Annotated in this window: 22 protein-coding genes; 18 read left to right on the forward strand and 4 right to left on the reverse strand. The window is 50.3% G+C overall.

All coding sequences use genetic code 11. The features are described 5' to 3' along the window. Positions 1-184: 184 nt before the first annotated feature. Together J2I48_RS12740 and J2I48_RS12745 are read right to left on the reverse strand one after the other, a co-directional pair. A complete protein-coding gene (locus J2I48_RS12740) occupies positions 185-1795 on the reverse strand; it encodes an FAD-dependent monooxygenase (RefSeq protein WP_207335840.1) in 1611 nt (536 codons plus the stop codon). Between the two features lie 125 nt (positions 1796-1920). Further along, positions 1921-2550: a TetR/AcrR family transcriptional regulator gene (locus J2I48_RS12745; RefSeq protein ID WP_207335841.1), complete on the reverse strand. Its 630-nt coding sequence runs from the start codon at positions 2548-2550 to the stop codon at positions 1921-1923. A gap of 420 nt (positions 2551-2970) precedes the next feature. Between J2I48_RS12745 and J2I48_RS12750 the strand changes: the two genes are divergently transcribed. From J2I48_RS12750 to J2I48_RS28275, 6 genes are all read left to right on the forward strand, one after another. Next, on the forward strand, positions 2971-5742 hold the full coding sequence (locus J2I48_RS12750) for a type I restriction endonuclease subunit R (protein ID WP_207335842.1): 2772 nt from the start codon (positions 2971-2973) through the stop codon (positions 5740-5742). Positions 5743-6048: 306 nt separating this feature from the next. Continuing rightward, positions 6049-7236, forward strand: a complete 1188-nt coding sequence (locus tag J2I48_RS12755; protein ID WP_207335843.1) for a DUF5677 domain-containing protein — start codon at positions 6049-6051, stop codon at positions 7234-7236. A gap of 33 nt (positions 7237-7269) precedes the next feature. After that, positions 7270-8571, forward strand: coding sequence for a restriction endonuclease subunit S (locus J2I48_RS12760; protein WP_207335844.1), 1302 nt, complete (start codon positions 7270-7272; stop codon positions 8569-8571). Next, positions 8568-10076, forward strand: coding sequence for an RNA-binding domain-containing protein (locus tag J2I48_RS12765; protein ID WP_207335845.1), 1509 nt, complete (start codon positions 8568-8570; stop codon positions 10074-10076). Before J2I48_RS12760 ends, J2I48_RS12765 begins: the two co-directional genes overlap by 4 nt. Before the next feature lies 1 nt (position 10077). After that, the gene (locus tag J2I48_RS12770) at positions 10078-11529 is read left to right on the forward strand and encodes a class I SAM-dependent DNA methyltransferase (protein WP_207335846.1); all 1452 of its coding nucleotides are present in this window, start codon (positions 10078-10080) and stop codon (positions 11527-11529) included. Between the two features lie 28 nt (positions 11530-11557). Then, complete coding sequence (locus tag J2I48_RS28275; RefSeq protein WP_229376201.1) at positions 11558-11722, forward strand: hypothetical protein; 165 nt, start codon at positions 11558-11560, stop codon at positions 11720-11722. Between the two features lie 392 nt (positions 11723-12114). On the opposite strand, the gene J2I48_RS12780 is transcribed toward J2I48_RS28275, so the two are convergent. Next, positions 12115-12633, reverse strand: coding sequence for a hypothetical protein (locus J2I48_RS12780; RefSeq protein WP_207335847.1), 519 nt, complete (start codon positions 12631-12633; stop codon positions 12115-12117). Between the two features lie 124 nt (positions 12634-12757). Between J2I48_RS12780 and J2I48_RS12785 the strand changes: the two genes are divergently transcribed. Together J2I48_RS12785 and J2I48_RS12790 are read left to right on the forward strand one after the other, a co-directional pair. Next, the gene (locus tag J2I48_RS12785; protein ID WP_207335848.1) at positions 12758-13459 is read left to right on the forward strand and encodes a hypothetical protein; all 702 of its coding nucleotides are present in this window, start codon (positions 12758-12760) and stop codon (positions 13457-13459) included. 14 nt (positions 13460-13473) lie between these two features. Next, positions 13474-14688, forward strand: coding sequence for a tyrosine-type recombinase/integrase (locus J2I48_RS12790; protein ID WP_207335849.1), 1215 nt, complete (start codon positions 13474-13476; stop codon positions 14686-14688). Here the strand turns inward: J2I48_RS12790 and J2I48_RS12795 are convergent. Further along, a complete protein-coding gene (locus J2I48_RS12795) occupies positions 14658-15665 on the reverse strand; it encodes a replication initiation protein (RefSeq protein WP_207335850.1) in 1008 nt (335 codons plus the stop codon). The genes J2I48_RS12790 and J2I48_RS12795 overlap by 31 nt on opposite strands. 648 nt (positions 15666-16313) lie before the next feature. Here J2I48_RS12795 and J2I48_RS12800 point away from each other — a divergent pair. The 10 genes from J2I48_RS12800 (at position 16314) to J2I48_RS12840 (ending at position 24990) form a co-directional block, all read left to right on the forward strand. Beyond that, positions 16314-17183 (forward strand): hypothetical protein, encoded by an 870-nt coding sequence (locus J2I48_RS12800; protein WP_207335851.1) that lies wholly within the window; start codon positions 16314-16316, stop codon positions 17181-17183. Between the two features lie 138 nt (positions 17184-17321). After that, positions 17322-17765 carry a hypothetical protein gene (locus J2I48_RS12805; RefSeq protein ID WP_207335852.1) on the forward strand — a complete coding sequence of 148 codons (444 nt, stop codon included), beginning with the start codon at positions 17322-17324 and terminating at the stop codon, positions 17763-17765. Between the two features lie 65 nt (positions 17766-17830). Beyond that, positions 17831-19051, forward strand: a complete 1221-nt coding sequence (locus J2I48_RS12810; protein WP_207335853.1) for a sensor histidine kinase — start codon at positions 17831-17833, stop codon at positions 19049-19051. Beyond that, complete coding sequence (locus J2I48_RS12815) at positions 19020-19757, forward strand: LytR/AlgR family response regulator transcription factor (RefSeq protein WP_207335854.1); 738 nt, start codon at positions 19020-19022, stop codon at positions 19755-19757. Before J2I48_RS12810 ends, J2I48_RS12815 begins: the two co-directional genes overlap by 32 nt. Before the next feature lie 54 nt (positions 19758-19811). Further along, on the forward strand, positions 19812-19934 hold the full coding sequence (locus tag J2I48_RS28465) for a hypothetical protein (protein WP_262899089.1): 123 nt from the start codon (positions 19812-19814) through the stop codon (positions 19932-19934). Positions 19935-19993: 59 nt separating this feature from the next. Next, on the forward strand, positions 19994-23104 hold the full coding sequence (locus tag J2I48_RS12820) for a lantibiotic dehydratase (protein ID WP_207335855.1): 3111 nt from the start codon (positions 19994-19996) through the stop codon (positions 23102-23104). 155 nt (positions 23105-23259) lie between these two features. Continuing rightward, positions 23260-23745: a hypothetical protein gene (locus J2I48_RS12825; RefSeq protein ID WP_207335856.1), complete on the forward strand. Its 486-nt coding sequence runs from the start codon at positions 23260-23262 to the stop codon at positions 23743-23745. A gap of 131 nt (positions 23746-23876) precedes the next feature. Then, positions 23877-24182, forward strand: coding sequence for a hypothetical protein (locus J2I48_RS12830; protein WP_207335857.1), 306 nt, complete (start codon positions 23877-23879; stop codon positions 24180-24182). 221 nt (positions 24183-24403) lie between these two features. Continuing rightward, complete coding sequence (locus tag J2I48_RS12835) at positions 24404-24667, forward strand: hypothetical protein (protein WP_207335858.1); 264 nt, start codon at positions 24404-24406, stop codon at positions 24665-24667. Positions 24668-24669: 2 nt separating this feature from the next. Beyond that, positions 24670-24990: a hypothetical protein gene (locus J2I48_RS12840; RefSeq protein ID WP_229376203.1), complete on the forward strand. Its 321-nt coding sequence runs from the start codon at positions 24670-24672 to the stop codon at positions 24988-24990. The last annotated feature ends 65 nt before the right edge of the window (positions 24991-25055 follow it).

Here is a 25055-nt window from a genome sequence, read left to right on the forward strand (position 1 = left end):
TATTCGTACTTGATTGGCCATAGCGCATCTGTCTAATTATGAAAGTTACCGAAAGGCTATCCTGACAAACCCCAATTGCCAGGATGCCTCTCAGTTTGCCGAGAAAACTCACGGCATAGTCAGCGAGCAAAGTAGCTGCTTACAGCTCGGCTTTACTTTACTCCGCCATATTGCATTTAAACTTTTATAAAACAACGGCTGACTGAGTCGCTGCCTGTGGGTAAAGATTGTTGAGATAGATCGGTACGTCAACCAGCGAAGTCGTGCGCAGGGCCACATGGTTATCGGGTCGAACCAGGTAGAACATGGGCTGCGAAATAATGTATGTCCGATGCACAATGGCCTCCAGGTCGAAAAACAAGTTGTCAAGCGTAGCGGCGGTTTTCACCGACGACGAGATCAGGTACGTGTCCAGATACGGGTAGGGAAGCGCGTTAACAGAGCGTGCTTGCTCAGCCGAGATACCCACTCCCTTGTCGAAATAAAGCAGCTTCCAGTTAGGTTGAGCCAGCAGACCGAACAGCGACACCTCCCGGCGGGTTTTGGCCTCCAGCAGGTCGCCATCCTGAATGTTTTGCCCAGCCCGGATGCCCTTGGTACCCACTTTTTCGACCGTAAGGGGCGATTTGAGGTACTCGACACCTAACTGACTGAAGAACCGGATCATCGCATCGCCACCTTTTTTAAGACCGTACCGGCCAAATTTTTTAACGGCCCATTGCACCAACTTCGGCGGATGAACGATGTATTTCAGCGACGAATTCTGCCCTTTTTCGAGTTCGGTTCTAAAGCCCAGCCGTTCGATCTCATAGGTTTTGAGCAGACTTTTGTTGGCCCCGAACTTGAGAACGTCGGTCAGCTTCCAAGCTAGGTTCACCGCGTCCTGAATGCCTGTGTTCAACCCCTGCCCCCCGTTGGGCAGGATGGGATTGCCCGAATCGCCCGCCAGAATCACTCGTTCGTCGATGAGAGCCGGGGCCAAGCCCGTGAGCAGTTCGCCGTAGCTGAACCAGATTGGGTCTTCGAGCGTGGCCGAGTCGTCGCCGCTGAACTGCCGCAGGGCTGTTTGCATCTCGGGGAGTGTAGGGGTGCGGTCAGGGATGACATGGGAATCATCGAAGCTCATGATTTTGGTGATACCATCGGGCAGCGAGATCACCACGCCAAAGCCGCCGTCATAGTAGAATAGCCACATCTGCTTCATTGATGTCGGGCGTTTCCAGGTCAAGCGGGCATCTACCTGCCGTACCGTAACGCCAGTTTTGGTAGGCGTGAAATCGAGATTCGTGAAGGTGCGCACGATTGAGCGCGGGCCGTCGGCACCGATCACGTACTTGTACCGTTCGAGCCGTTCGATGCCATCTTCGTTTATCGTAACCGTAACGCCCTGCTGATCCTGCTTGAGATCGACCAGCGCACTATCGAATCGTACGGCTACGCCTTGTTCCGTCAGTGATTGGTTGAAGCCTTGTTCAATGTTGTGTTGCCCCAACAGTAGCACGCTGTGAAACGGCGAATCGTTTCGCCAATACGAGACCGGGCCGAGGTTTTGGCCATAGCCGTACATGCCAAGGCGTTCGAGGCTCCCGGCCTTGACTAGCATTGGGTCGAGTAGGTTATAAATGGCCAGTTTCTCCTGAATGCCTTGCATGAGGTTAGTGGCTTTGGTGTGGGTCGAGAGGTGCGGTTTGCGCTCGATTAGGGAGAACGAAACGCCATGGTGGGCAAGAGCATTGGCGAGGGCTAGACCGGTAGGGCCTGCGCCCACGATAAGTACGTCGGCAGTGTGATTCATAAACAGAGATTCTGACTAGGAAATGGATAAGTGGGTTAATGATGCGATGAGAGAGCCATATATAAATTATCTAAAATTTGACCGTCAGTCAAGAAACGACTTGTGGTCAAACATAGTTCAAAAATTTACTGAACGCCTTTGATCATCATCGAAACGAAGTGGCTGTAGAGCCGGGTCTGTTCGATCTCATGGTCAGCTTCCATGATTGCACTTTTTGCGTCGATCAATTGAGTCATACCCACGACGGTTCCCCAAATCACGAAGGCCAAGTCCATTGGATTGGCAGTTGAGGCGAGGCTACCTTCAGCTTTGGCGCGGTTCAGTATGTCGAGAATGAGTGCCGTAATGGCGAGACTACTCTCTTTTAATTCGGGCGTATCGGTCGAGTGGTTGCCGCTTTCGTGAAACGCTAACAGGTTGTAATAAAGCTTGTTTTTGCCAAAAAAATAGTAACATGCCCACAACAGGGCTTCGAGTTGGCGCAGTGGTTGTTTCTCAACCTCAACAGCCTGCTGGAACGCTTGGAGTAATAGCCGCCTCACTTTGATAGTCAGTATGGCCAAAATTTCTTCTTTGCTACGAAAATGCAGATAAAGCGTCCCTTTGGCGAGTTCGGCTTCGTGTGCCACCTGATCCATGTTCAGATCCATCTGTCCGGTAGCGAGCATAAGCCGTTCTGCCGTATCGAGAATGAGCTGGCGGCGATTTTCTTTTTCTCGACGTTTTCGACGTTGAGTAGTGGTTAGTTCGGACACAGGTATCGAGGTTGGCTATCTGATAGACAATAACGCACACGCTCCCCTACAATGTTCCTGATAGTCAAATTCGGAAGGATGACGTGATTGCCCCTAGTGCCGTCTATCTGGAAGAAACGCTACCTTTCGTCAGTAATTTCTATTTCCAGGCCGAATAAGACGTTTCCAGTTGGCTGATGACACAAAGAATGAACAATGAGAGACTAAGTAGCAAAGAGTCTGATAACCAGATTGCTTCTATTTTCAACAATTCGTACAAATACGCTTTTGTACAACGTTGAAAAATTCGACTGCAAAGAAGGGCTGTGAACCTGCCCAAACCAGGGCAAGTACCCTACAATAACTTCACGTTGATAAGAAGGGCAAATTTGTATATTTACAGGTACGCTAATCGATAGTGCATCTAGGCGAAGGTTATTCATGCCCCTTGATCCTGAACAGCAGGCCCGACAAACGATTGATCGGATGCTTGCCAACGCTGGCTGGCTGGTCCAGTCAGTAAAACAGTTTAATCCCTCTGCCGGTACTGGCGTGGCTGTCCGGGAATACCATACCGACAACGGTCCGGCTGATTATGTGCTGTTTGTTGACCGTAAGCCGGTGGGGGTGATCGAGGCGAAAAAAGAAGGCGTGATCTTGACACCAGTTGAGGAGCAGACGGGTAAATATGCCAGTAGCCGCCTCCGATGGCAGCAGCAGGGGGAACCACTGCCGTTTCTCTACGAAAGCACCGGCGTTGAAACCCACTTTACGGACCTGCGCGACCCGGCTCCCCGCGCGCGTGACCTGTTCTATTTCCACCGGCCCGATCAGCTTCGTGAGTGGACACGGCAGCCGCTGTCGTTGCGCCAGCAATTAACCACCTTACCGCCCCTGCAAACGGACGGACTACGGGACTGCCAGATTAGGGCCGTGACTAACCTGGAGCAGTCGTTTGCCCAGAACCGTCCCCGCGCCCTGATCCAGATGGCCACCGGGGCGGGCAAAACCTTCACCGCGATTACGTCGGTATATCGGTTGCTGAAACACGCCAAAGCCAAGCGGATTCTCTTTTTGGTGGATACCAAGAACCTGGGCGAGCAGGCCGAAACGGAGTTTCAGGCGTTTATGCCCAACGACGATCTGCGCAGCTTCCGGGAACTTTACACGGTGCAAAGGCTGCAAGCGTCGTTCATCGACCCCGATGCGCAGGTGTGTATCAGCACGGTGCAGCGCATGTATTCGATCCTGCGTGGCACCCACCTGGATGACTCGGCTGAGGAGACGTCGCTGAATGAACTGCACCTGACGGGGCCACCCAAAGAGGTGGTCTACAGCCCACAAGTGCCGGTAGAGACGTTTGATTTTATCATTATCGACGAGTGCCACCGCTCCATCTACAACCTGTGGCGGCAGGTGCTCGACTATTTCGACACGTTTCTGATTGGCCTTACCGCCACGCCCGACGCCCGTACCTACGGCTTTTTTAACAAGAACGTGGTGAGCGAGTACACCTACGAGCGGGCCGTGGCCGACGGCGTGAACGTACCCTACGATGTTTATACCATCGAAACGGAAATTACGGCGGCGGGAGCGGGGCTGCGGGCCAGGGAATACATTGAACTGCGCGACCGCCAAACGCGCCGCAAACGCTGGGAGCAGATCGACGAGCCACTCGATTATGGTGGCAGGCAACTGGACCGCGATATCGTGAATCCCGACCAGATACGTACCGTAGTTCGTGAGTTTCGGCGGGCGTTGCAGGAGGCTATTTTCCCGAACCGGATTAACAGTCAGGGGCAATATGAGGTACCCAAGACGCTCATCTTTGCCAAGACCGACAGCCACGCCGAAGACATCATCCGCATTGTGCGCGAAGAATTTGGCGAGGGCAACGCGTTTTGCAAGAAGGTCACCTACGGCAACACCGAAGAGAAAGCTACCGCCGTACTCAGTCAGTTTCGCACGGCCTACTACCCACGAATTGCCGTGACGGTAGACATGATTGCGACCGGTACCGACGTGAAATCGCTGGAGTGTCTGCTGTTTATGCGCGATGTGAAGAGCCGGTCTTACTTTGAACAGATGAAGGGACGCGGTACCCGGACGCTTGGTTCGGATGACCTGCTGCGGGTGACGCCCTCGGCGGTGGGCAACAAAACGCACTTCGTGATTGTGGATGCGGTGGGCGTGACGCGGAGCCTGAAAACTGACAGCCGACCGCTGGAACGCAAGCCGGGGGTAGCGCTCAAAGACCTGATGATGAGCGTAGTGATGGGTGACCGGAGCGAAGACGTGCTGCTGTCACTGGCGAACCGGCTGACCCGGCTTGAAAAGCAACTGAATCCCACGGAACGGAGCCGATTTGCCGACCTGAACGCGGGGCAGACGATCAATGACCTGGTGAAACAACTGCTCGACGTGGATGATGCCGACTGCCAGGAGCAACGGGCGAAGGCAACGTACCCACTCACGGAGGAAGGATACCCGCCCGCGCTGCTCGACGAGGCCCGCGAGCAATTGGCCGACGCGGCGACGCGCCCCTTCGACAGTGCCGAACTGCGCGACTACATCGAGACCGTGCGGCGGCAACACGATCAGGTGATTGACCACGTAAACCTCGACGCGGTGCGGTTTTCGGGTTGGGACACCAACGCCCTGGAACAGGCTACCGAGTTGGTGCAACAGTTCAGAACGTACCTGGAAGCCCACAAAGACGAGATTATGGCCCTTCAACTGTTTTACGGGGCACCCTTCCGCCGCCGCGAACTGACCCACCGTATGGTACGTGAACTGGTGGACCGACTAAAGGCCGATCAGCCGGTGCTGATGCCGGAGCGGGTGTGGCTGGCGTTTCAGACGCTGGAGGCCGTGAACGTACCCTCGCCCAAAAGCGAATTGGTGGCCCTGGTGTCGCTCATAAGGCGGGTTTTAGAAATCGACGCGGAGCTAACGCCCTACGATCAGACGGTGGGCCGCAATTTCCAGACGTGGGTATTTGGCAAGCAGGCAGGTTCGCTCAAGTTCTCGGACGAGCAGATGACCTGGCTGCGGATGATGCGCGACGTTGTGGCCAACAGCTTTCACCTCGACCGTGATGCCTTCGAGTACGCTCCCTTCGCCGACCGCGGTGGCCTGGGCCGCATGTGGAAGCTATTTGGCGACGAGAGTGTAGCGTTAATTGATGAACTGAACGAAGCGTTGACTGCATAATATGGACATCAACTTTTTGCCTAGTGAGGCTAGGTATCGTGATGTTACCCCCTCGCTTATATATGCACTAGTATCATGCCATAGTGTAGAAGGTAGTATTGCCTGTTGCACATTGCTCGTCGATACGTTGTGGGGTAATTTAGGTGGTCCGGTTTATGCCGCATATGAACAATATTTGCACGTTTAGAAAATAAACTAAATTCAGGAATAACAACATAAGCTTTAATCTTTTCAGTGCTAACACATTGACTTATAATCAATCAGATGAGAACTTTTTAGGACGCGTTCGATAAAGTGGTTGAGAAGATGTTTAACCCTTTGGAATGGCAAATTCGTATCATTACTGACCAGGTCGAAAAAGCAGGGTATTTACTGACTGAAAGCCAGTTACAACATTTGAGGGTGCAACTTTCCGAACAAGAAAACTCTGATAATTTTGATATCGATATTCCTGGAATCGACGATGATATCATTATTAATTTCTCTCAAGAAGAAGAATTAGAGATTATTGTTCAACAAATAGAAAACTCTATTCCCAGTTTGCTTAATGAATCAGTTGATATTGCTTCAGAAGAATTGACATCCTCTCTCAAAAAAGATGCGCCTCGAATGTTGAAGCAGCACAAGAGAATTGAGCTTAATTTTCAAAAGAAAATTGCTTCTATCTGGGGTAAATCACTTGATTTGCTTGAAACTTTACTTGTGATTGCGGTTGAGGCTGGTGATAATATAAATGATTGTTTGAGAGACGAAGCGTCAAAAAATCAAGATTACGTTTTTGACGTAGTAGCTCGGTTACACGCTCGTTCCTGCCAGATCGGATATGAAATACTAACTTTGCTTAGAGCCGGTTACGCTGATGGAGCACATGCGAGGTGGCGGTCTTTACACGAATTAATAGTAGTAGCCTATTACATTAGTGATCAAGGACAAGAAACTGCAAAGCGTTATCTATTACATGAAGTCGTGGATAGAAATAAGGCGACTAAAATGTATCAAGAGCATTTTTTAGCTTTAGGTGTATTGCCAGTTGATGAAAAAGAATTAGAAGACCTTAAACAGTCGGAAAAAGATGTTATTACTGAAGTAGCCTTCGATGACAACGATGCCAAATTCTACAAAAAAGAATATGGTTGGGCTTCATCAGAAGAACATCGTGATCCAAAATTTGTGGACATTGCCAAGAAGTCTGGTTTCCTACATATGAGTCCATATTATAAGTGGGCCAGTCATAACATTCATGCAGGCCCAATGCGATTTCACACTAGTTTGGGTTTGCTTGGAATCGAGGACGATGTCTTGTCTACAGGTCCCAGCACACAAGGGTTAACAATACCAGGACACTCAACTGCTGTAGCAATAATGCAGATAACTACTTTGTTCCTCAATTTTGAGAACACAGTTGACAACGTAGCCTTATGTAAGGTACTCGATACTTTTTCAGAAGATATTGGGAAATTATTTATTGAAGCCGAGAAATTGACTTTAAACTAATCAAAATAGGTCAATACGGTTTACTTTAGCTCAATGATTACCAACCAACTTTCCTTTTTTCAACCCGAACCTGCTCTAACTACTTCACCGTCAACTGACAAGCCTAAATTGCCCAAAGGGTGGCAGTGGATGAATCTGGGTGACCTAGGTACGTGGTCAGGTGGGGGCACTCCAAGTAAGGCGAATCATAGTTTTTGGCAGAACGGCACGGTGCTCTGGGTCTCGCCTAAGGATATGAAGTCGATGTATATTCATGACACAGAAGACAAAATAACTTCTGAAGCGGTAGCTAACTCTAGCACGAAATACGTTGACGCCCCCTCGCTGTTGTTTGTGACCCGTAGCGGTATCCTGAGACGTGTTTTGCCTGTTGCAATCACTTTACAGCAAGTGACAGTTAACCAAGACATTAAAACGCTATCTCTCGCGGCAGACATACTTCCTCAGTACGTTTATTACTACATCGTGCTGAACAACCAGCAGATACTGGCGAATTGTTCTAAGGCAGGGACTACCGTTGAAAGCATTGAACCTAATTTGCTTAAACAGGTAAAGATTCCCCTGCCACCCCTTGCCGAACAACAACTCATCGTTGCCAAAATTGAAGAATTGTTCTCCGAGATTGATGCGGGTGTTCAGGAAGTAGAAACGGCTCTGCGGCGGCTCAAAACGTACCGGCAGGCTGTTTTGCACCGTTTTTTGAATAATTCTGATTGGGAACGGGCGAGATTGGGTGATTTTAAAACGTTTTCAATGTACGGCCCCCGTTTTTCAAAAGATGATTATTCTCGCGACGGTATCGTAGTTTTAAGAACAACGGACATTGATTCACGGGGGAAAGTTGACACTGTTCGAGCCCCTAAACTTAATATTTCCGACAAAGAATTCGAGAAATATAAATGTCGAAAAGGGGACATATTGATTACTCGCACTGGCAGTATTGGAACGTATACAATTTTCAATGATGACATTAAGGCGATACCCGGTGCTTTTCTCATTCAATATCGAGTCGATGAAAGATTATCACTAAAATTCCTTTTTTATTGTCTCGCCAACCCTACAACCCAAAGACACTTTTTGGATAGTAGCGCGGGCGTTGGACGCCCCAATTTGAATGTGCCGAGTATTGATGCTTTACCTTTATTTGTCCCTGACCTCGCCACACAAATCCGCGTTGTTCAAGAGATTGAAGCGCGGCTATCGCAAGCCGATATGTTGGAGACAACATTACGTGCTGAACTCCAGCGCGCTGAACGGCTGCGGCAGAGTGTGCTGAAACAGGCCTTTACTGGTACGTTCCTGAAAGCCGACGTACCTGCGTCGTCCGTAGCATGACCGACCTTGATCGTATTCGGCAACTGCTGCGGCAGGGCGAAGGGCCAACCGTCGAGTTCAAAGAAGCCCGCACCGACCTGCCCCGGTCGCTGTTCGAGACCATCTGCGCGTTTCTCAACCGCGAGGGCGGCACCATCCTGCTCGGCGTGCGCGACGACGGCACCGTCACCGGCGTAGACCCCGACAAGGTGAGCAAACTCACCAAAGACCTGGTCACTACCGCCAACAGCCCCGAAAAGCTGTCGCCCATCTGTATGCTCTTCCCGGAGGCCGTAGAGATCGATGATAAGATCGTGCTCTACTTACCGGTGCCGCCCGGCTCGCAGGTCCACCGCACTAAAGGCCACCCTTACGACCGCAGCGCCGACGGCGATTTTAAGATTACCGATGCCGAAAGCTTGCGGCTGATGTACCTCCGCAAGGCTGCTTACTTCTCAGAGAATCAGGTGTTCCCATATTTGACGCTCGCCGATTTCGACCCGGCAACGCTGCAACGCGCCCGGCGGCTAGCGCAGGTCTACCGCGATCAGGAACACCCCTGGGCCACCATGACCGACGAGGCCATGCTTCGTAGCGGTGGGTTCTGGCAGCGCGACGTGCAGACGGGCAAGGAAGGCTACACGCTCGCCGCTGCGTTGCTCTTCGGTACGCCCCAGACCCTGCTGACCAACGTACCTCAGTTTTTTGTCGATGCCCTGCTGCGCCGCGTCGATGAGGATCGCTACGACGACCGCGACTACATCCGCGACAACCTGCTCAATACCTACGACCGGCTTATCAACTTTGTGGGCAAGCACCTCTACGACCCGTTCTATCTGGAAGGGCCGCAGCGCATCAGCATCCGGGGGGTCATTTTCCGCGAGGTGATCGTCAACCTGTTGGCCCACCGCGAATACAGCAGCGGGTTCACGGCCCGCATGATGATCTACCGGGACCGTGTTGTGTTCGAGAACCCTAACCGCGCCTTTCATCAGGGAGCCATTGATCCCGACACGTTCACGCCCCGTACCAAAAATCCCACGCTGGCCAATTTCTTCAAAGAGACCGGCTTCATGGATCAGTTGGGGTCGGGCGTCAGGAAGGTAACGAAGTACATCGGTGCCTACGCCAACGGCAAAGAAGCCCAGTTTATCGAGGGCGATATGTTTCGCACCATCATCCCCCTCGACGAGCGGCTGATGAACGCGATGGTCGCCCCCAGTGCCGACGTACAGGCGGGCGAATCGGTTAATAAGCAAGCCGATGTCCTAATAAATGTCCCAACAAATGTCCTAATAAGTGAGTCGTCCCGGCAGCGTATTCAGGGCATCTTAACCGACATCGCCCAGGATAAACCGCTGCGTTCAACGCAGTGGGCCGACCGATACGGGGTCAATGAAAAGACCATCCGTCGGGATCTGGAAATCCTGCGTGACGCCAACCTGATCCAATTTGCCGGGTCTAAAAAATCAGGCCGATATGTATTGACCGACATTGGCCGCCAACAATTGATTCCAACTGAGTAACATGACCAATACCAATTCCCTCGTTCAGAAAATCTGGAACTACTGCAACACCCTCCGCGACGACGGCATGGGCTACGGCGATTACCTCGAACAGCTCACGTACCTGCTGTTTCTGAAAATGGCCGACGAATACAGCAAGCCACCCCATTCGCGCGATACCCAGATCCCCGCCGACCTATCGTGGGATAGCCTCCTAGGGCGCACCGGCTCTGACCTGGAAGCGCACTACATCCATATTTTGCTCGAACTGGGCCGTCAGCAGGGCATGATCGGACAGATCTTTTTCAAGGCCCAGAACAAGATTCAGGACCCGGCCAAGCTCTACAAACTCGTGCAGCTCATCAACGCCGAAACCTGGACCATGCTCGATGTCGACGTGAAAGGCGAGGTCTACGAGGGCTTGCTCGAAAAGAACGCCGAAGACACCAAGTCGGGCGCGGGGCAGTACTTCACGCCCCGCCCGCTCATCCGGGCCATGGTCGACTGTGTACGGCCACAGCCCATGAAAACCATTGCTGATCCGGCCTGCGGCACGGGTGGCTTTTTCCTGGCCGCCCACGACTTCCTGAGCCAACTGCCGATGGACATCGAGGAGAAGAAATTTCTGAAGTACAACACCTTCAAAGGCTGGGAGATCGTGCCTAATACGGCCCGGCTCTGCCTGATGAACCTGTACCTGCACAACATCGGCGACCTCAATTCCGAGCCACCCATTGACCGTCGGGACAGCCTGCTCGAACAACCCACGCAACGGTTCGACTATATCCTGGCCAACCCGCCTTTTGGCAAGAAAAGCAGCATTACCCTCACCAATGACGATGGTGATCAGGAGCGGGAAGCCCTGACCTACCAGCGGCAGGATTTCTGGGCCACCACCTCCAACAAGCAACTCAACTTCATGCAGCATATCCGCTCGATGCTCAAAATCGACGGACAAGCGGCGGTGGTGCTGCCCGACAACGTTCTTTTTGAAGGCGGTGCCGGCGAGACCATCCGTAAGCAGTTGCTGCGTAGCACAGACCTGCATACCATTCTGCGGTTGCCAACGGGCATCTTCTACGCCCAGGGCGTGAAAGCCAACGTCCTCTTCTTCGATAACAAGCCCGCCAGCCGAGATCCCTGGACCAAAGCCGTGTGGGTGTATGATTACCGGACCAACGTCAAGCACACGCTCAAAACCAACCCACTTCGCTACGATCAGCTCGCGGCCTTTATCACGGCCTACAACCCCGACAACAGGCAGCAGCGGCAGGAAACCGAGCGATTCCGGCGATTTAGCTACGAGGACATCATGGCGCGGGACAAAACCAGCCTGGACATTTTCTGGCTCAAAGACGACAGCCTCAGCGACCTCGACAACCTGCCCAACCCCGATGAATTAGCCCTGTCAATCGTCGAGAATCTGGAAGCCGCCCTCAGCAGCTTCCGCACTGTCGCCGGGCAGTTACAGTAGCCGTCACCAGTACAAATTAGCCAGTAGTATGATGCCTACCCTCGCCACCGAAACGGTTATCCAGTTCATTCAATGCTACCGTCGATTAGAGCAGATGCCTCTGGAAGATGGCTTTGCTGAACTACGTTGTCTGACTGAGTTCGATAAGGAGGGAGGTGACCTGCCGCTTCAGCAGCATTTCCGCAATCACTGATACAGTAAGGAGCGAGCTTTCGGGCGGTTTTACCTTAACCTGCCGTACTACCGGCAGATCTACCTACTGCATCACTGGGGCATTCAGGGGGCAGGAGACACCATTTATCTCTTCGATAGCGAGCGAAACCCTGCCTTCGCGCTTATGGAGAGACCGCCTGCCCTTGTGTGGCAACTGCACGAACTGGTTAAGTTTTTCGAAAACCATGGTATCAATGAGCAACTGACTCCCGGCATATGGTTGACCATATTGCCGGATGAGATGGATAAGCGATTTGGAAACACGGCCAACTGAGGAAATTATGTGCTGTCGCTACCACAACCCCAAGACCTACTTCAACAATTCATCGACCATGTCGGGCGAGAGCAGTCATAATCAGTGTACTAAGTAGCCTATGAAGCTCGGTACATCGTTGTTGACCGCAAAAGCTGTCGGGTGTTCACGCTGTTTAGTACATCGTCCGTTGCCTGATCTACGGCTGCCACGTCAGCGTAGCGGGCATCCTGCCGTTCAAGGCAATCACGTAGGGCTGCGGCTACACCGGGCTTGATCGACAACATCCGCATAGCCCGAATTACATTCGTCTGCGCATCCATGAGCAGCATCGGCACCAATGTTCGGTCACTGTTTAGCCAGCCATCTACCAGGTCATTGCCCAGCGTGTGCACATTCAGGGTCACTTCAAAGGCCAGGCCAATGCCGGTGAGATGAACCAGAAAGCAGGGTATGTCCTCGCTCACATGTACTCCATAACTCAGTGGCCCTTTTTGCCAGTTCGGCCCATCGGCCTCCGGCTGCGTGCAGTAGTACACGATATGGAAGAATGAATGGTCCATGACAGCCCGTATCTCCTCGCGTTTCGGATAATACGCCTTGTGTGGATAAGGCTGACCAAGTTCATAAGTAATCATACGCTACAGATTATACTTGATTAAACTTTAATATCTAAACTAAAATTTAATGTTGAAATTAAACTTTAATATTTTGTAAATATCAGTTTAATTATCTTCCTTTCCTGAAATTTTTGGATCAAAGATGATACTCACCATTGACAAATCGAAAGAACTGACGCGCAAGGAATACGTAGATTTCTTGCAAAAGACAAAAGGCGAGACCATCAGCGAGAGCCGAATTTCGCAACTCGTGTCAGCGGGCAAGTTAAAGGTGCGTGACTATCCCGAACTGAACAATCTGCAACTCATCGTCCTGGATGATGATGAGCAGGCCCTGGCACAGGCCCGGTTCAGTACATCCCAGGCGATCCACACGTACTCGTATAAAGAATTGGGTCTGATGGTGGGTAAGTTGGTGCATGACCTGACCAATGAGAATGGTAACGCCCAGACGCTCCTCAACGAAAAACAAACCCAGCTAGACCAGCTGGTGAATATGCTCCAGCGCACCGAAGCGGACCGTGATGAGGCCAGACAGACTGTAGAGAAAATGGCGAACTATCAGCAACAGATAGAAGCTGAGATTGAATCCCGTCAAACGGATCTTGCCCAACGCACAGAGCAGGTCGCCACCTTACAAGGCGAACTAAAAAGTCTGACTGAGGCCTTGACGGATACACAGCGTAAATTAGATATTGAAACATCGTTTCGTAGTGAATTCGATTCGTTTAAATCGCTGATAATGAACTTGATCCAAAAGCAGGCTGATGATACGCAAACGGCTACCGTTGCCGACGTGGCGAAGCCGACTCCGGGAAAACGGATTAAGGGCTCAAAAGCGTAACGTATCTATATCTTATGGCAAAAGTTACCTCCATCTCTCGGCGTGTGTCAACAGCAACGGCCGTCGAACCGTTGGGCGTTGGGCGAGTGACTGTAGGCCAACTAATCAACCAGTTCACCGTATGGCTCGGCAAACCGGGCAACTACCCCCGGCTAGCGCGGCAATTTGTGTTGTATTGCCTGGAGCATAAAGTGCCACTTGATGTCAGCAGCCTGAAGTTGTATGCGAGTGGTAAATCGGGCAACCAGATTTCACCGGTGAAGAAATTTATCCTGTTTTATCAGATGCAGGGTTGCCCCACGGTGGTGCCTGACCCGCCCAAACGAAAGCGGACTTCGCCAGCCGCGAACGAGCTAATCTTGGGTTATCTGGCCGAGGCAACGCATCTACGCGGCGATAAATCAAAAGAGAATTACACCCAGGCACTAAACGCCTACTTTACATATCTGGCGCAGGAATACGAAGAAGGACGATTGGCCACGTTTTGTTCACAGACCGTCGGCCAATACGTGAATGATTTACATCTGCGTGGGCTATCAGCCTTCACGGTCAATTTCTACCTGTCTACGATCAAACAGCTTACCGAGTGGGTTATCAAGCACCGGGCGCGCTTGGTGCTCACCGAGAAGCAAGCCGACGACCTGCGTGATGTGGCTGCTATTCGGGGATTAACCATTGAGCGCGGTTTTTACAAGGACAGCCTCGACGAAGAGGAACGTGATAAGCTGCTTGGCAGCATCGAGCGCATTGCTGACAAAGCTATCATCGCGTTGCTAGCACTGGAAGGATTGCGGACCGTCGAAGTGACGCGCCTGACGGTTGGTGATGTTGACCTAACCAAAAAATTGCTGCACGTTCGGGGGAAAGGGAAGCACACTAAAAAATCCATCAAGCTGTTTGACTCTTGCGCCGAGGTGTTGCACCACTATTTACAATCGGGTCAGGTGCTTCCGTTGAATCCTGCTTCGTCACTATTGCTCTTTCCAGAGTTGAAGACAGCACAGATCCGCTACCGGGTGGATAAATACCTTACTGCGCTGGAGTTGAAACGGAAAGGTATGTCAGCACATAGCCTCCGCCACACGGCTGGCCAGCTACTGATCGACAAAGGGGTCGAACCTGTGTGGGTGCAGCGGCACTTGCGGCATGAGCTGTTTGAGACAACCCAGTTTTATATCAAAAAGCAGACAGAGCGAGATTACTTTGTAAAGATGCCTGGATCAGTCTGACTCTTACCCTTCTTTGGTTTTGGTCCCGCTATGTCCTTGAAAAGAATGCCGGCAATGTACCGGGTAGGCGTTGTGGCTACCGTGACGGCTCCATGTGTAACCATGCTATCAAGCCGCAGGAACTCGTTCAAATACTGCTCATTGGCCAGAATGGTCTTCTTCTGACTATCAGTAAATTGATAATTATATAGGTACTCAGTTGCCTTTGATTGCTTTTCGGTCACCGATAACTCGCTGGCTTTCTGCAAGTCCTGATTAACCAACGCATAATTGGCTGCTTTGGGATTTGGTTTTCCTTTCCGCTTTATAATGAAGTTGATCCACTTCACAGCCCTTCCCTCCTTCTGCTCTACCAGCTTGATATCCAAGTAGGTCTTGCGGTTTATTTCGGCAATGGCATTCGACAGTACCATCTGTTTGAAATTTGAATACCGGAGGTATTTCTGCGCGTTCATCAATTCCCGAAGCTCAGTAAGCTCCACCCGCCACAAACCTGTGTCAATAAAGCGAGTCATCCGGGGAAATAACACTTGCGAGTATTCGCTGCTGAGCGACACCGCTGCATTTAGTTCGTATTGTGAATAGCCTTTGCTTAAATCGATGAAATAGGGTAACACCATCGAGTTGACTACAATGTCGAAGTAGCCCTTATTCGCCTCGTAATGGATATATGGGATGGGGACAATGAACGTATACTTGCCTCTATCCTGGTCAAAAATTTTGATCTTCCGCGACGTGGCCTTATCTAAGATCTTGAGGATTACGTTGGTTTGAGCGTGTGAGTTTTCACCGACAAACACATCGGAGTAATGTATCCTGAACTGTTTATCTTCAACCCGATAGGACTTGACATCAAAAGTCTGCTCACCCTTTAGTGCTTTAAGAATGGTCCAGTATAACCGGCGCTCATGCAAGGAAAATTCGGAACGCCCTAACAGCAGCGTGAGCGGTTCGCGGATTACGATCTCATCATTCATATGCCTAAATAAACAGTTAATATGCTCAAAGGCAAGAGATTACGCATAAGGCTTGCCAGCTACCAAAGATCAAATCAGTCGGTATTGACTTTAGATCCTTGCCTAAAAAAGCTAACTTACTGAATTACAAAGACTTAGATTCTGGAGAATACTTTAAAAATTTAAACATTTTGACCGATAATTTATTGCCTCACAAATATTCCCGTACACCATGATCGGTGCCGGAGCCTCATCTACTCTGTATTATTGCCGGTCTACTCTGATCTATTGCCTTATCTACTCTAATTGCTTGCCTTTGGTACTCTAATCTATTGCTTTTTGCACCGGTTGTTAACTCTTTTTCATTGCCTAATTACTCTAAATCCTTGCCTAACTACTCTAATCCATTGCCAATAAACTAGTTATCCACATTGCTAAAGACTGACAGTTAGCCTGTTACAACATACTATCCACAGCTACTATTGTCAATCTCAATACAATTTGAAAATACAATTTTTGTTTTTTGACAATGGGCATCGAGGGTTGTGCATTCGCGCAGATCAAGGAATTGTCAAAAAAATCAGCGAAATTTAGTATTGTGTAAAAACTAAGTTTCCTTTAGAAGGAAACTTAAACGAAATTGCACCGCCCCTACTAAAAATTACACGAATGGAAAAGGAATCACGGAAACGCAAGAGTTATACGCCGGAAGAATACGCGATAAAGCTTCGTGGATTGACCCTGTTAATGAACGTTGTCGACAAACTACATGCTGATCGCAACGATTGGGATATTGAAGGCGACTGGAACGGAACCGGTGTCATCTATTTTGTGGACAGTCGGAATCAGTCGCTGTTTGCCGACTACGTTGACTTTGACTGCCGAAGTATCAAGCTGGTGAACTACAATCGGCCTGCTGCTCGGCTCACCTTTTTCAAAAAACATCGGTATTGGGTGCTGAAAAATGATGACCTCACCAGGGAGGATAAGCTGACGCGCATTAACGCCTACATTAATGAGTTGATCGTGAAGCGGGAGATCCTGATCGACAAGACAGACAATCTGTCGGGCATGGCTTTGTCAGATGCGAAGGGCCATATCGGACGCATGCAGGAAGAGGTTCATAACTGGGAGCAGGTGCTAAATAACCTGGATGGTTATGACATGGCGGTCTCTAACTACCAGCGTGACTATCAATACCTAACGCTTAACTATAAATATCGCGCACAAGACCAGGAGCAAGAATATAAGAATGGGCAGGAACATTTGCTGAATCCGCAACGCGATGGGCGAGGCGTGATTACACAGCAACGATATAACATCATCTTCATCGACGTGTATGAGATCAACCGAGAACATCCGCACCAGCACAAAGAGATTGAAAATTTCCTAAACAATTTTACCCTGACCAGTCAGACCGGGAAACAGCAGTTGTATGCCCGGGTAAAGCCTAAAGATGAGCTTGTTGCCTTTGAAGAGAGTGCTCAGGCGCAACCAGAATTAGAGAAGGTGGTTCGTAATCCAACCCTATTTGACTGAACTAATCCTACTTTGCAATATATTGATACTCAATAAGATATAAAAAAAGATAATTTTTTTAATAATCTTAGATATTATAGCGCGCTACTCTGTTAAATTTGTCAAGTAAATAGACTTAAAATCAACCGTAACTAAGTAATGCTTCATCCAATCTTTGGAGCACTTGCCGCTGCCAGTGCCATAACGTACCTGAGTATCAACGGAAACAGTAACCTTGTAACTCAGCCAATCTCACCAGGTACGTATTCAGATTCGACCTTCACTGCATCTATCAAGGCCGAGAATAAAGACAACCGCCCGACGGTCATCGTAGAAAAAAGCGTACCTATCCCGCCAGGCTATAGGTACATCAGTCACCATCTTGATCTAGAGCGGGCTTTCCCGACTGAAGGCATGGAGGGGTCGTCAGAATGGGTAGCGGGGCCAGGCCACACCTGGAGCGTGTTTTCGCAGGCCAAGGCAGACAGGAATGCCTCTGTCAATCGAATTTTCCTTCGGGCCACTGCCTCACCTGGACGTAAGAGCATGGAGATTAGTACAGAGGCCACGCTGTACGTAACTATACAGAAGACCAAGGCGTAAGCAGATCTATTAACCTTTCCCGCATGGCAATTTGTCTTCGTTTTCCGAACGACAACAATACCACTATGCTCTTCAAACGCCCCATAACCTGGCAGCGAGTAGCCTGCCACTTGCTCTATTGGGGTATCAGTTCCGCCGTAACGCACACTCAATTTGTGCGGGCGTTGCAGGATAAGCCCAATAAGCACCTACTGTATCTCGTGAGCGGGCATCATTGCTTAACCACGTTACTGTCATTCTTCGTGTTGGGGTATATAGTCATACCCAACATTTGGTACCGACCACGTTCCGCCTGGGATCGCGCTCTGCTGATAACCGGTGCTTTGGTCATGTACTACGTGTTTTCGTGTGTGAACACCTACGCCCTGTTGACATATGTAAATACCCATTTTAGCTCATTACCCATCTACCTGTCTCGACGGGTTGAACTGTTCCTTAAGGCCCCGTGGTACAAGTATTTGGTTGACCCATCGATCCTGTTCTTCATTTATGGGCAATTCATTTCCTACGTGACCACGCCTTTGTTGATTAAAGCAGTTCGTGACGGCTACGTCCGCAGTCAGGCGCAACTGGCTGCCGAAAAAGAACGTCGGCGCCTGGAGATAGATCATTTGGCTTTGGAGAAAGAGCACGTAACCAAGGAATTGATTTTCCTGCGCCAGCAGATCAATCCGCACTTTCTGCTCAACGCCTTCAACAATATCTACGCATTGATCACCCGGAAAGATAACCGGGCGGCTGATACGCTGGCTAACTTATCGACCCTAATGCGCTACACGTTGTACCGTACCGGACAGGATTTTGTCCCGCTGACCGATGAGTTAGAATTCATTCGCGGCTATATCTGTATGGAGCAGATTCGGCACACACAACCCGGTGTGATTGATTGTCAATTGCCTGATGTTGTCGAGGCTATGGAAAATTGGCTGGTTCCGCCATTGCTGCTGGTAACGTTTATCGAAAACGCATTCAAACACGGCCTCCACACGGTCTATGAAGGTGGTTGGGTACAGATTGCTATCGAAACTGACTTAACCATTCAGAGCAGGCTAACCTTGACGGTAACTAACAACAAGAGTGATACTGTGCCCGGACAACAAACTGACGGTGGTATCGGATTGGCCAATGTCAGGCGTCGATTAGCCTTACTCTATCCACCCACCGATTATTCACTCACGATTTCAGAACAGCCTGACCAGTTCGGCGTCAGGTTGTCTATTCCACTTAAACCGAAAGGAGAGTCGATTTATCATCATGGTAACGCCATTACGATGCTTACTCATTGACGACGAGCCATTGGCTCAGGACTTATTACTTGATCATATTGCCCAATTGCCAGCCCTGGAAGTAGTTGGAGTAGCCAGTAACGCGCTGCAAGCTATTGAATTATACCAGGAGTTAAGACCTGATTTGCTGCTACTGGACATCAACCTGCCTCGTATGAACGGGTATGAGCTATTAAGCAGCTTGCCGGGCAAAGCACCCTGGGTTATTGTGATCTCGGGGTATCAGGAGTTTGCCTTTGAAGGCTTTGAAAATAACGTAGTCGATTTCCTGCTAAAACCAGTCACGTTTAGCCGGTTTGTGCGGGCCGTGACTAAAGTGCAGGAGCGTATCCAGGCGGCAGAAGGGGTCTCCCCTACCCTACCGTTGGCTACGCAGGTGTTGAGTCCAACCGGGCAACTGTCTATCAAAGACGGTAATAAGCTGATCAACATCGTCTGTCAGGACATTATCCTGATTGAGGCGATGAGCGACTACGTCAAAATTCAATTACCGGGGCAGGTCGTGGTCAGCCATCAGCGGGTATCAGCGCTGGAGAAGCTACTGCCAGCCCCCATGTTCATCCGGGTCAATCGGTCATTCATTGTGAACACGGCCAAGATCTTGGAAACAAATGGTCAGCGAATCGAAATGCAAAACGGCCACACCATCCGGGTAGGACCGACGTACCGGGGTGTGGTTGGCAGCTTGATCCGCAATGGTCTTTAACGAAGCGAGTACCTGTTTTTTAATACATCTGTTTCATTTTACCTTCTAACTCACATGACTGCTAACAAAGCAAGCCGCCTGAAAACAAAAGCAATTGGCTCACGGATGCCGCAGACAAGCACCCAGCCAATCAACTACCCAACCACGATTGATCTAACGATCATCTTCACAATCTAACCCTAACAAAAGGCCGTCAACTTCCACGCTGACGGCCTTTTTCATAAGAAAGATTACCGATGAGTACCTCGCCCCGGCATCATTCATTTGCCCTGCTACGCTCACCATTACTACCTATTGACTGCTTAATTACCCAGTGGCAAGAGGCTGATAGGTCGGAAACTGACGTGCTGTTTCAGCAATTGACGTCACCAGTGGTCGAAAAAGCCCTTTATGTCGCCTCCCCTGCTCTGTACCGGATCTGGCAGGATTGGCGAGATGGTGTGATCGCCATACCGCCGCTAACCGCACGACTGGCACTTTGGCGATACATAATTCGGATGAGTAGCCGCAGTACACCATTCGGATTGTTTGCAGGTGTCAGCACGGTCAAACTAACGGAGCATACCTGTGGCGATGGGTCAACTAATGAAGTGGACGAAGCTACACGCCCTGATATGGGTTGGCTGACTACGTTGATCAACATCATCGAACAGCAGCCTACAATCCGGTACCAACTCAGGTATAGACCCAACAATAGCCTGTATCAACTGGGCAATCAGTATCGGTACTCTGATTACACCATTCTCAATGGCCAGCGGAGCTTTTTCATCAATTCTGTTGAGCAGGATACGCTGCTTGATACTGTGTTGGCCTATGCTCAAAAAGAATCTGAGGGCGCAACGGGCGAACAGTTGATCAAGCTGATAAAACAGCAGTTCAGACAATCGACGGAGGAAGCTACCGAGTACGTCGATGAGCTGATCAACGCGCATCTGTTGATTAGCGAACTGGAGCCGGGCGTTACGGGTGAACTGCCAATGGATCGCCTGTTAACCCAATTGCGGCCGGTGCCGACAGCCGCCGCCATTGCTCGGCAACTGAAAGGACTTCATGCTATTATTAACAAGTCAAGTCTACCTGTGGCCGAGCGAGAGCAGACTGCGGAGCGAATGCGCCGGATGCTGGGGGACGCCTGCCCACCGGGCGACGTGTTGCAAACCGATATGGTTCGTTCCAGTGATGCCATCACGGTTAGTGAACGAGTTGTTTCGCAGATCGGTCAGCAGCTTACTCAATTAATGCCGCTTCGGTTTACTGGCCAGCCAACGGATTTACGAACGTTTGCCGAGCGGTACTATGCCCGATTTGGTGGACAGGCTCAACCCCTGCTGGTGGCGTTAGATCATGAATCAGGCATTGGTTACGGACCTAGGTCGGCGCAGGGTGGAGCAGGGCAATCGTCCCTCCTACAGCAACTGATGGCTCAGGTACGTCGCCCCACTTCAGCAACCGGCGACCGGCTCGATCCACTTCGGTTAAAGCTGCTAACGAACTTCCTGCAAACTGATCAGCCGCAGATCATTACGGATGGCGATCTGGCTGCCGCAGCCGTTACGGCACCGGCGACATCACTTTCCCGAAGCTGGTCGGCGTTAGGTGAGTTGTATGGAACTGATGCAGAGGCCATTGACAAAGGGGATTACCAATTTCTGTTGAAGAGTGCCAGTGGCCCATCGGGCGTTTCGTTAATGGCGCGTTTTTGTGGTTCCAGCAATTCGCTGACCAGTGAGGTGCAACGTGTTGTGGATTGGGAAGCGGGTCAGCAGCCGAATAGGCTACTGGCCGAACTGGTTCATCTGCCTGCCGGGCGAATTGGTAACGTCGTTGCTCGTCCCACACTCCGGGCGTTCGAGATTCCTTACCTGACACCTTCTTCCGTTGATGACGCCCATACGTTGCCACTTTCTGATCTCTGGGTGCGGGTGCCTGATGGGAAGACGGTAGAACTGTGGTCGAAGAAACACGATAGGCAGGTGTTACCCAGGAATACCACCGCCCATAATTATCACGGCTCCGATGATATTTACCGCTTTCTGAGTGATTTAAACCATCAGGACGAATCGCTGTCGTTACGCTGGTCGTGGGGTACGTTAGCTGATCAACCCGCTCTGCCACGGGTAACACATAAACGGATTATCCTGGCTCGTGCTCAGTGGACGATCAACAAGCAAAAGTGGCCGTCGGCCGCTTCGATGATGGCAGCGTTGACACAGGCGACGTCGCTGCCCAGGTACGTGGCACTCGTCGAGGCGGATAATGAATTGCTCCTTGATCTTGACATAACTATATGTCAGCAGCTATTGTATGCTGAACTGGCGAAACGTGAACAGGTACGAATTGTTGAGTGGCTGGCCACGCCCTCATCTTGCTGGCTAACGTGTGACGGACAACGCTACACCAGCGAACTAGTCATTCCATTTACCAGTAGTGCCCCTCCCCTACCAACCCGGCAGTCGCCGTTTCGACTCATGGCTGATCTGGCTGTGCAGCGAACGTTCTTACCCGGCAGTGAATGGTTGTACGTCAAGGTATATGCAGGTGAGCAAACAGCCGATGAGTTGTTGAGCCATGTTGTCAAGCCATTTGTCCATCATGCCGTAGCGCAGCGTCTGGTAACGTGCTGGTTCTTCATCCGCTATCACGATCCTAAGCCGCATCTCAGGCTTCGATTGCGGTGCCCGCCAAAAGACAACGCAGCGCTGCTTAATTGGCTTATGACCGAGCTAAATCCCTGGGTTGACGCAAGCCGGGTGCAGCGTGTGCAGGTTGATACCTACGAGCGCGAGCTGGAGCGATACGGTGCCCGGACTATCGACTTGTGCGAACAACTTTTTTGGCAGGATAGCGAGTGGAACCTGAACTGGGTGGCCATCCGGGATGAGTTTGATGAAGATCAACAATGGTGGGTTGCCTGCCAACGAGGAAATCAACTGCTCGATGCGTTTGGCCTGTCTCTGGACGAAAAAGATAAGTTAATGACCAGCCTTCAGGAGCGGTTCCTGACGGAGAACGGGGCCAACGTGAGTCTGCGCAAACAACTCAACGAGCAGTACCGTGCCTGGTTTGGTCGGCTCTCTTCACTCGAAATTAGCTCAGTTGATACCTTAGCGGAGTTGTCCGCTGACACGTATCGATTGATTGCCCAATTGCGAGAAATAATGGCCAGACACCCCTCAGAAGGCCCATCGCAGGCTGATCGTATCATAGCGTTGCTGCACATGCTGTTTAACCGATTCTTTACCAATGGCCAGCGGTTCAGTGAGGGCGTCGTGTATCATTTTCTGGCCCGACGGTATGCCGCTGAAACAGCGAGAAAACAGCCGAAGCACTTACCCGTCGACGCGTAGTTCACCGAACAGGAACGCCCGTTCACCGATTAGTCGAACACCCGGTTAGGTTGACCGAAAAGGGGTTTGAATTGCCTAATTCTGCCCCTTTTTTTGATGGATAACCCAGCTATTGGCTACTGCCGAGGCATAAAATGGATTGTCTTCACCACCGTATGTGTACGATTTTTTCAACTCAAACAACTGATTTTTGGCTGCTTGGCACAACAATTCAGCAAGTGGCTATTGAACAACTTCAGGGCATCGACGGGCATAGTCTGGATACAGTGCCTGCCAACTTTCAATGTGTTAACGATTGGAAGGCGTTCCGGCAGGAGGTGTTGTCGAAACGATTCTCTTGCCGAAAGCGGGTTGTCTTGGTCTGTGATAGTAGTGTGCTTTCCCACGAAGACATCATCAGCATTCGCCTACTTCGGGAGAAGCACAGTTGGTTTATTCCCGTAATCTACTTTGATCGGCCTGACTTGGGTAAGGTCATCCATACGTTCAATGCCGACTTGGCGGGTTACTGTACCGCTACGGACACCGTCGACGAGCTGAGGGCAATGCTACAAAATGTAAAAGCTGGAAAGTTGTACTACAGTACCGGATTTCGTACTCTGTTACAGGAATACGGTTTCATAATAAAAGAAAATAGTTAAAAAATTAAATAAAAAACGATTCATAGGGAGTAGAGATACGTTGAAATAGTCATTTATTTGTGCGGACTATCGCGACCACTTACCCGAATCTACATATACGGGTAAGCTGAGTACGCCACTATCCCACAACTATGGACAAGAAACCCCAACTCCTCTACGAAGACATTCACGGCTTATTCGAGTTCCGCGGCATCAAGCAAGGCAAGATTGCCGAGGTGATGAAGATGTCGTACAACAACTGGTACAAGACCAAACTCAACAACCTGCGGAACATCAGTATCAACGAAGTTGACGAACTGGCCATGTTCCTGGAGCTGCCGCCCGAACAGGTATTCAGCCTTTGCTATGCCGTCTATAAACGGGCCTGGCTTGAGAAACAGCAGGCCGCAAATGCGGAACTGGATGAAGAAGCGAAGGTTGATCAGGTGACGAAATAACACGCTGCTGCGATTGATGTACCCGCTGACAAGCGGGTTTTTTTATGCCCCATTGTCAGAAATAATCAAGGGGTTATAAGCTAATATGTAGTGTATGATCAAGTGGATTTTAGAAGGTTAATGTATTGATAGCCAGAGCTTTATATTAATAATCGAGATTGTATTTTTAGGTAAGTATTCAGCGCGAAACAAACCATAACCCGCTGACTACTACCGTCCCTATGCATTGCTTCAGCAGCCCCGCCCGCATCCGGTTAGCCATCGACAGCCGGATAAACCGCGACCTTATTTTAACTGCCCTACAAGCGGGTTTCGACTTCAGTAATCCCGACGATGATTTGCCGATCTGGCACAGCGTCGCCGAAACCGATCTAGAAAATCCCGCCCATATGTGCTCCCCCGACGTGGCCATTTGGCTGATGGGCAAGGCCATTGAAGTCACGCTTTTTCAACTCTATCAATCGTACTCAAACCCAATTGGCTGACCATGGCAACGGTGATGAATCACTACCTACAAACCCTGCGCGAACAGATCGGCGGCATGGCCTTCTTCATGATGGGAGCCAAACAGATGACGTTTAACAATGCGACGAATGAACTCCGGTGGCGAATTGCCAACTCGACAGTTAACCAAATTAGTGTCTGTTACGACATCGGCGAAGACCTGTATCGAATCACTTTCGTGACGGAGTCCAGGGCGACTGTATCCGAAGTGATTATTGAGCAGTTGGAGGCGAATGAACTGCACGCTACAATTGAACGCTATACCGGATTACGGCTGTCTCTATCACGGGTATACGCCCGTTAACAAGTAACAAAAATGCCCGGAAACGGGCGAAAAATAACGAAGGGGTATGGCCAAAATATGCCCTA

It is taken from the genome of Fibrella aquatilis, assembly GCF_017353255.1.
In the GTDB taxonomy this organism is placed as follows: Bacteria; Bacteroidota; Bacteroidia; order Cytophagales; family Spirosomataceae; genus Fibrella; species Fibrella aquatilis.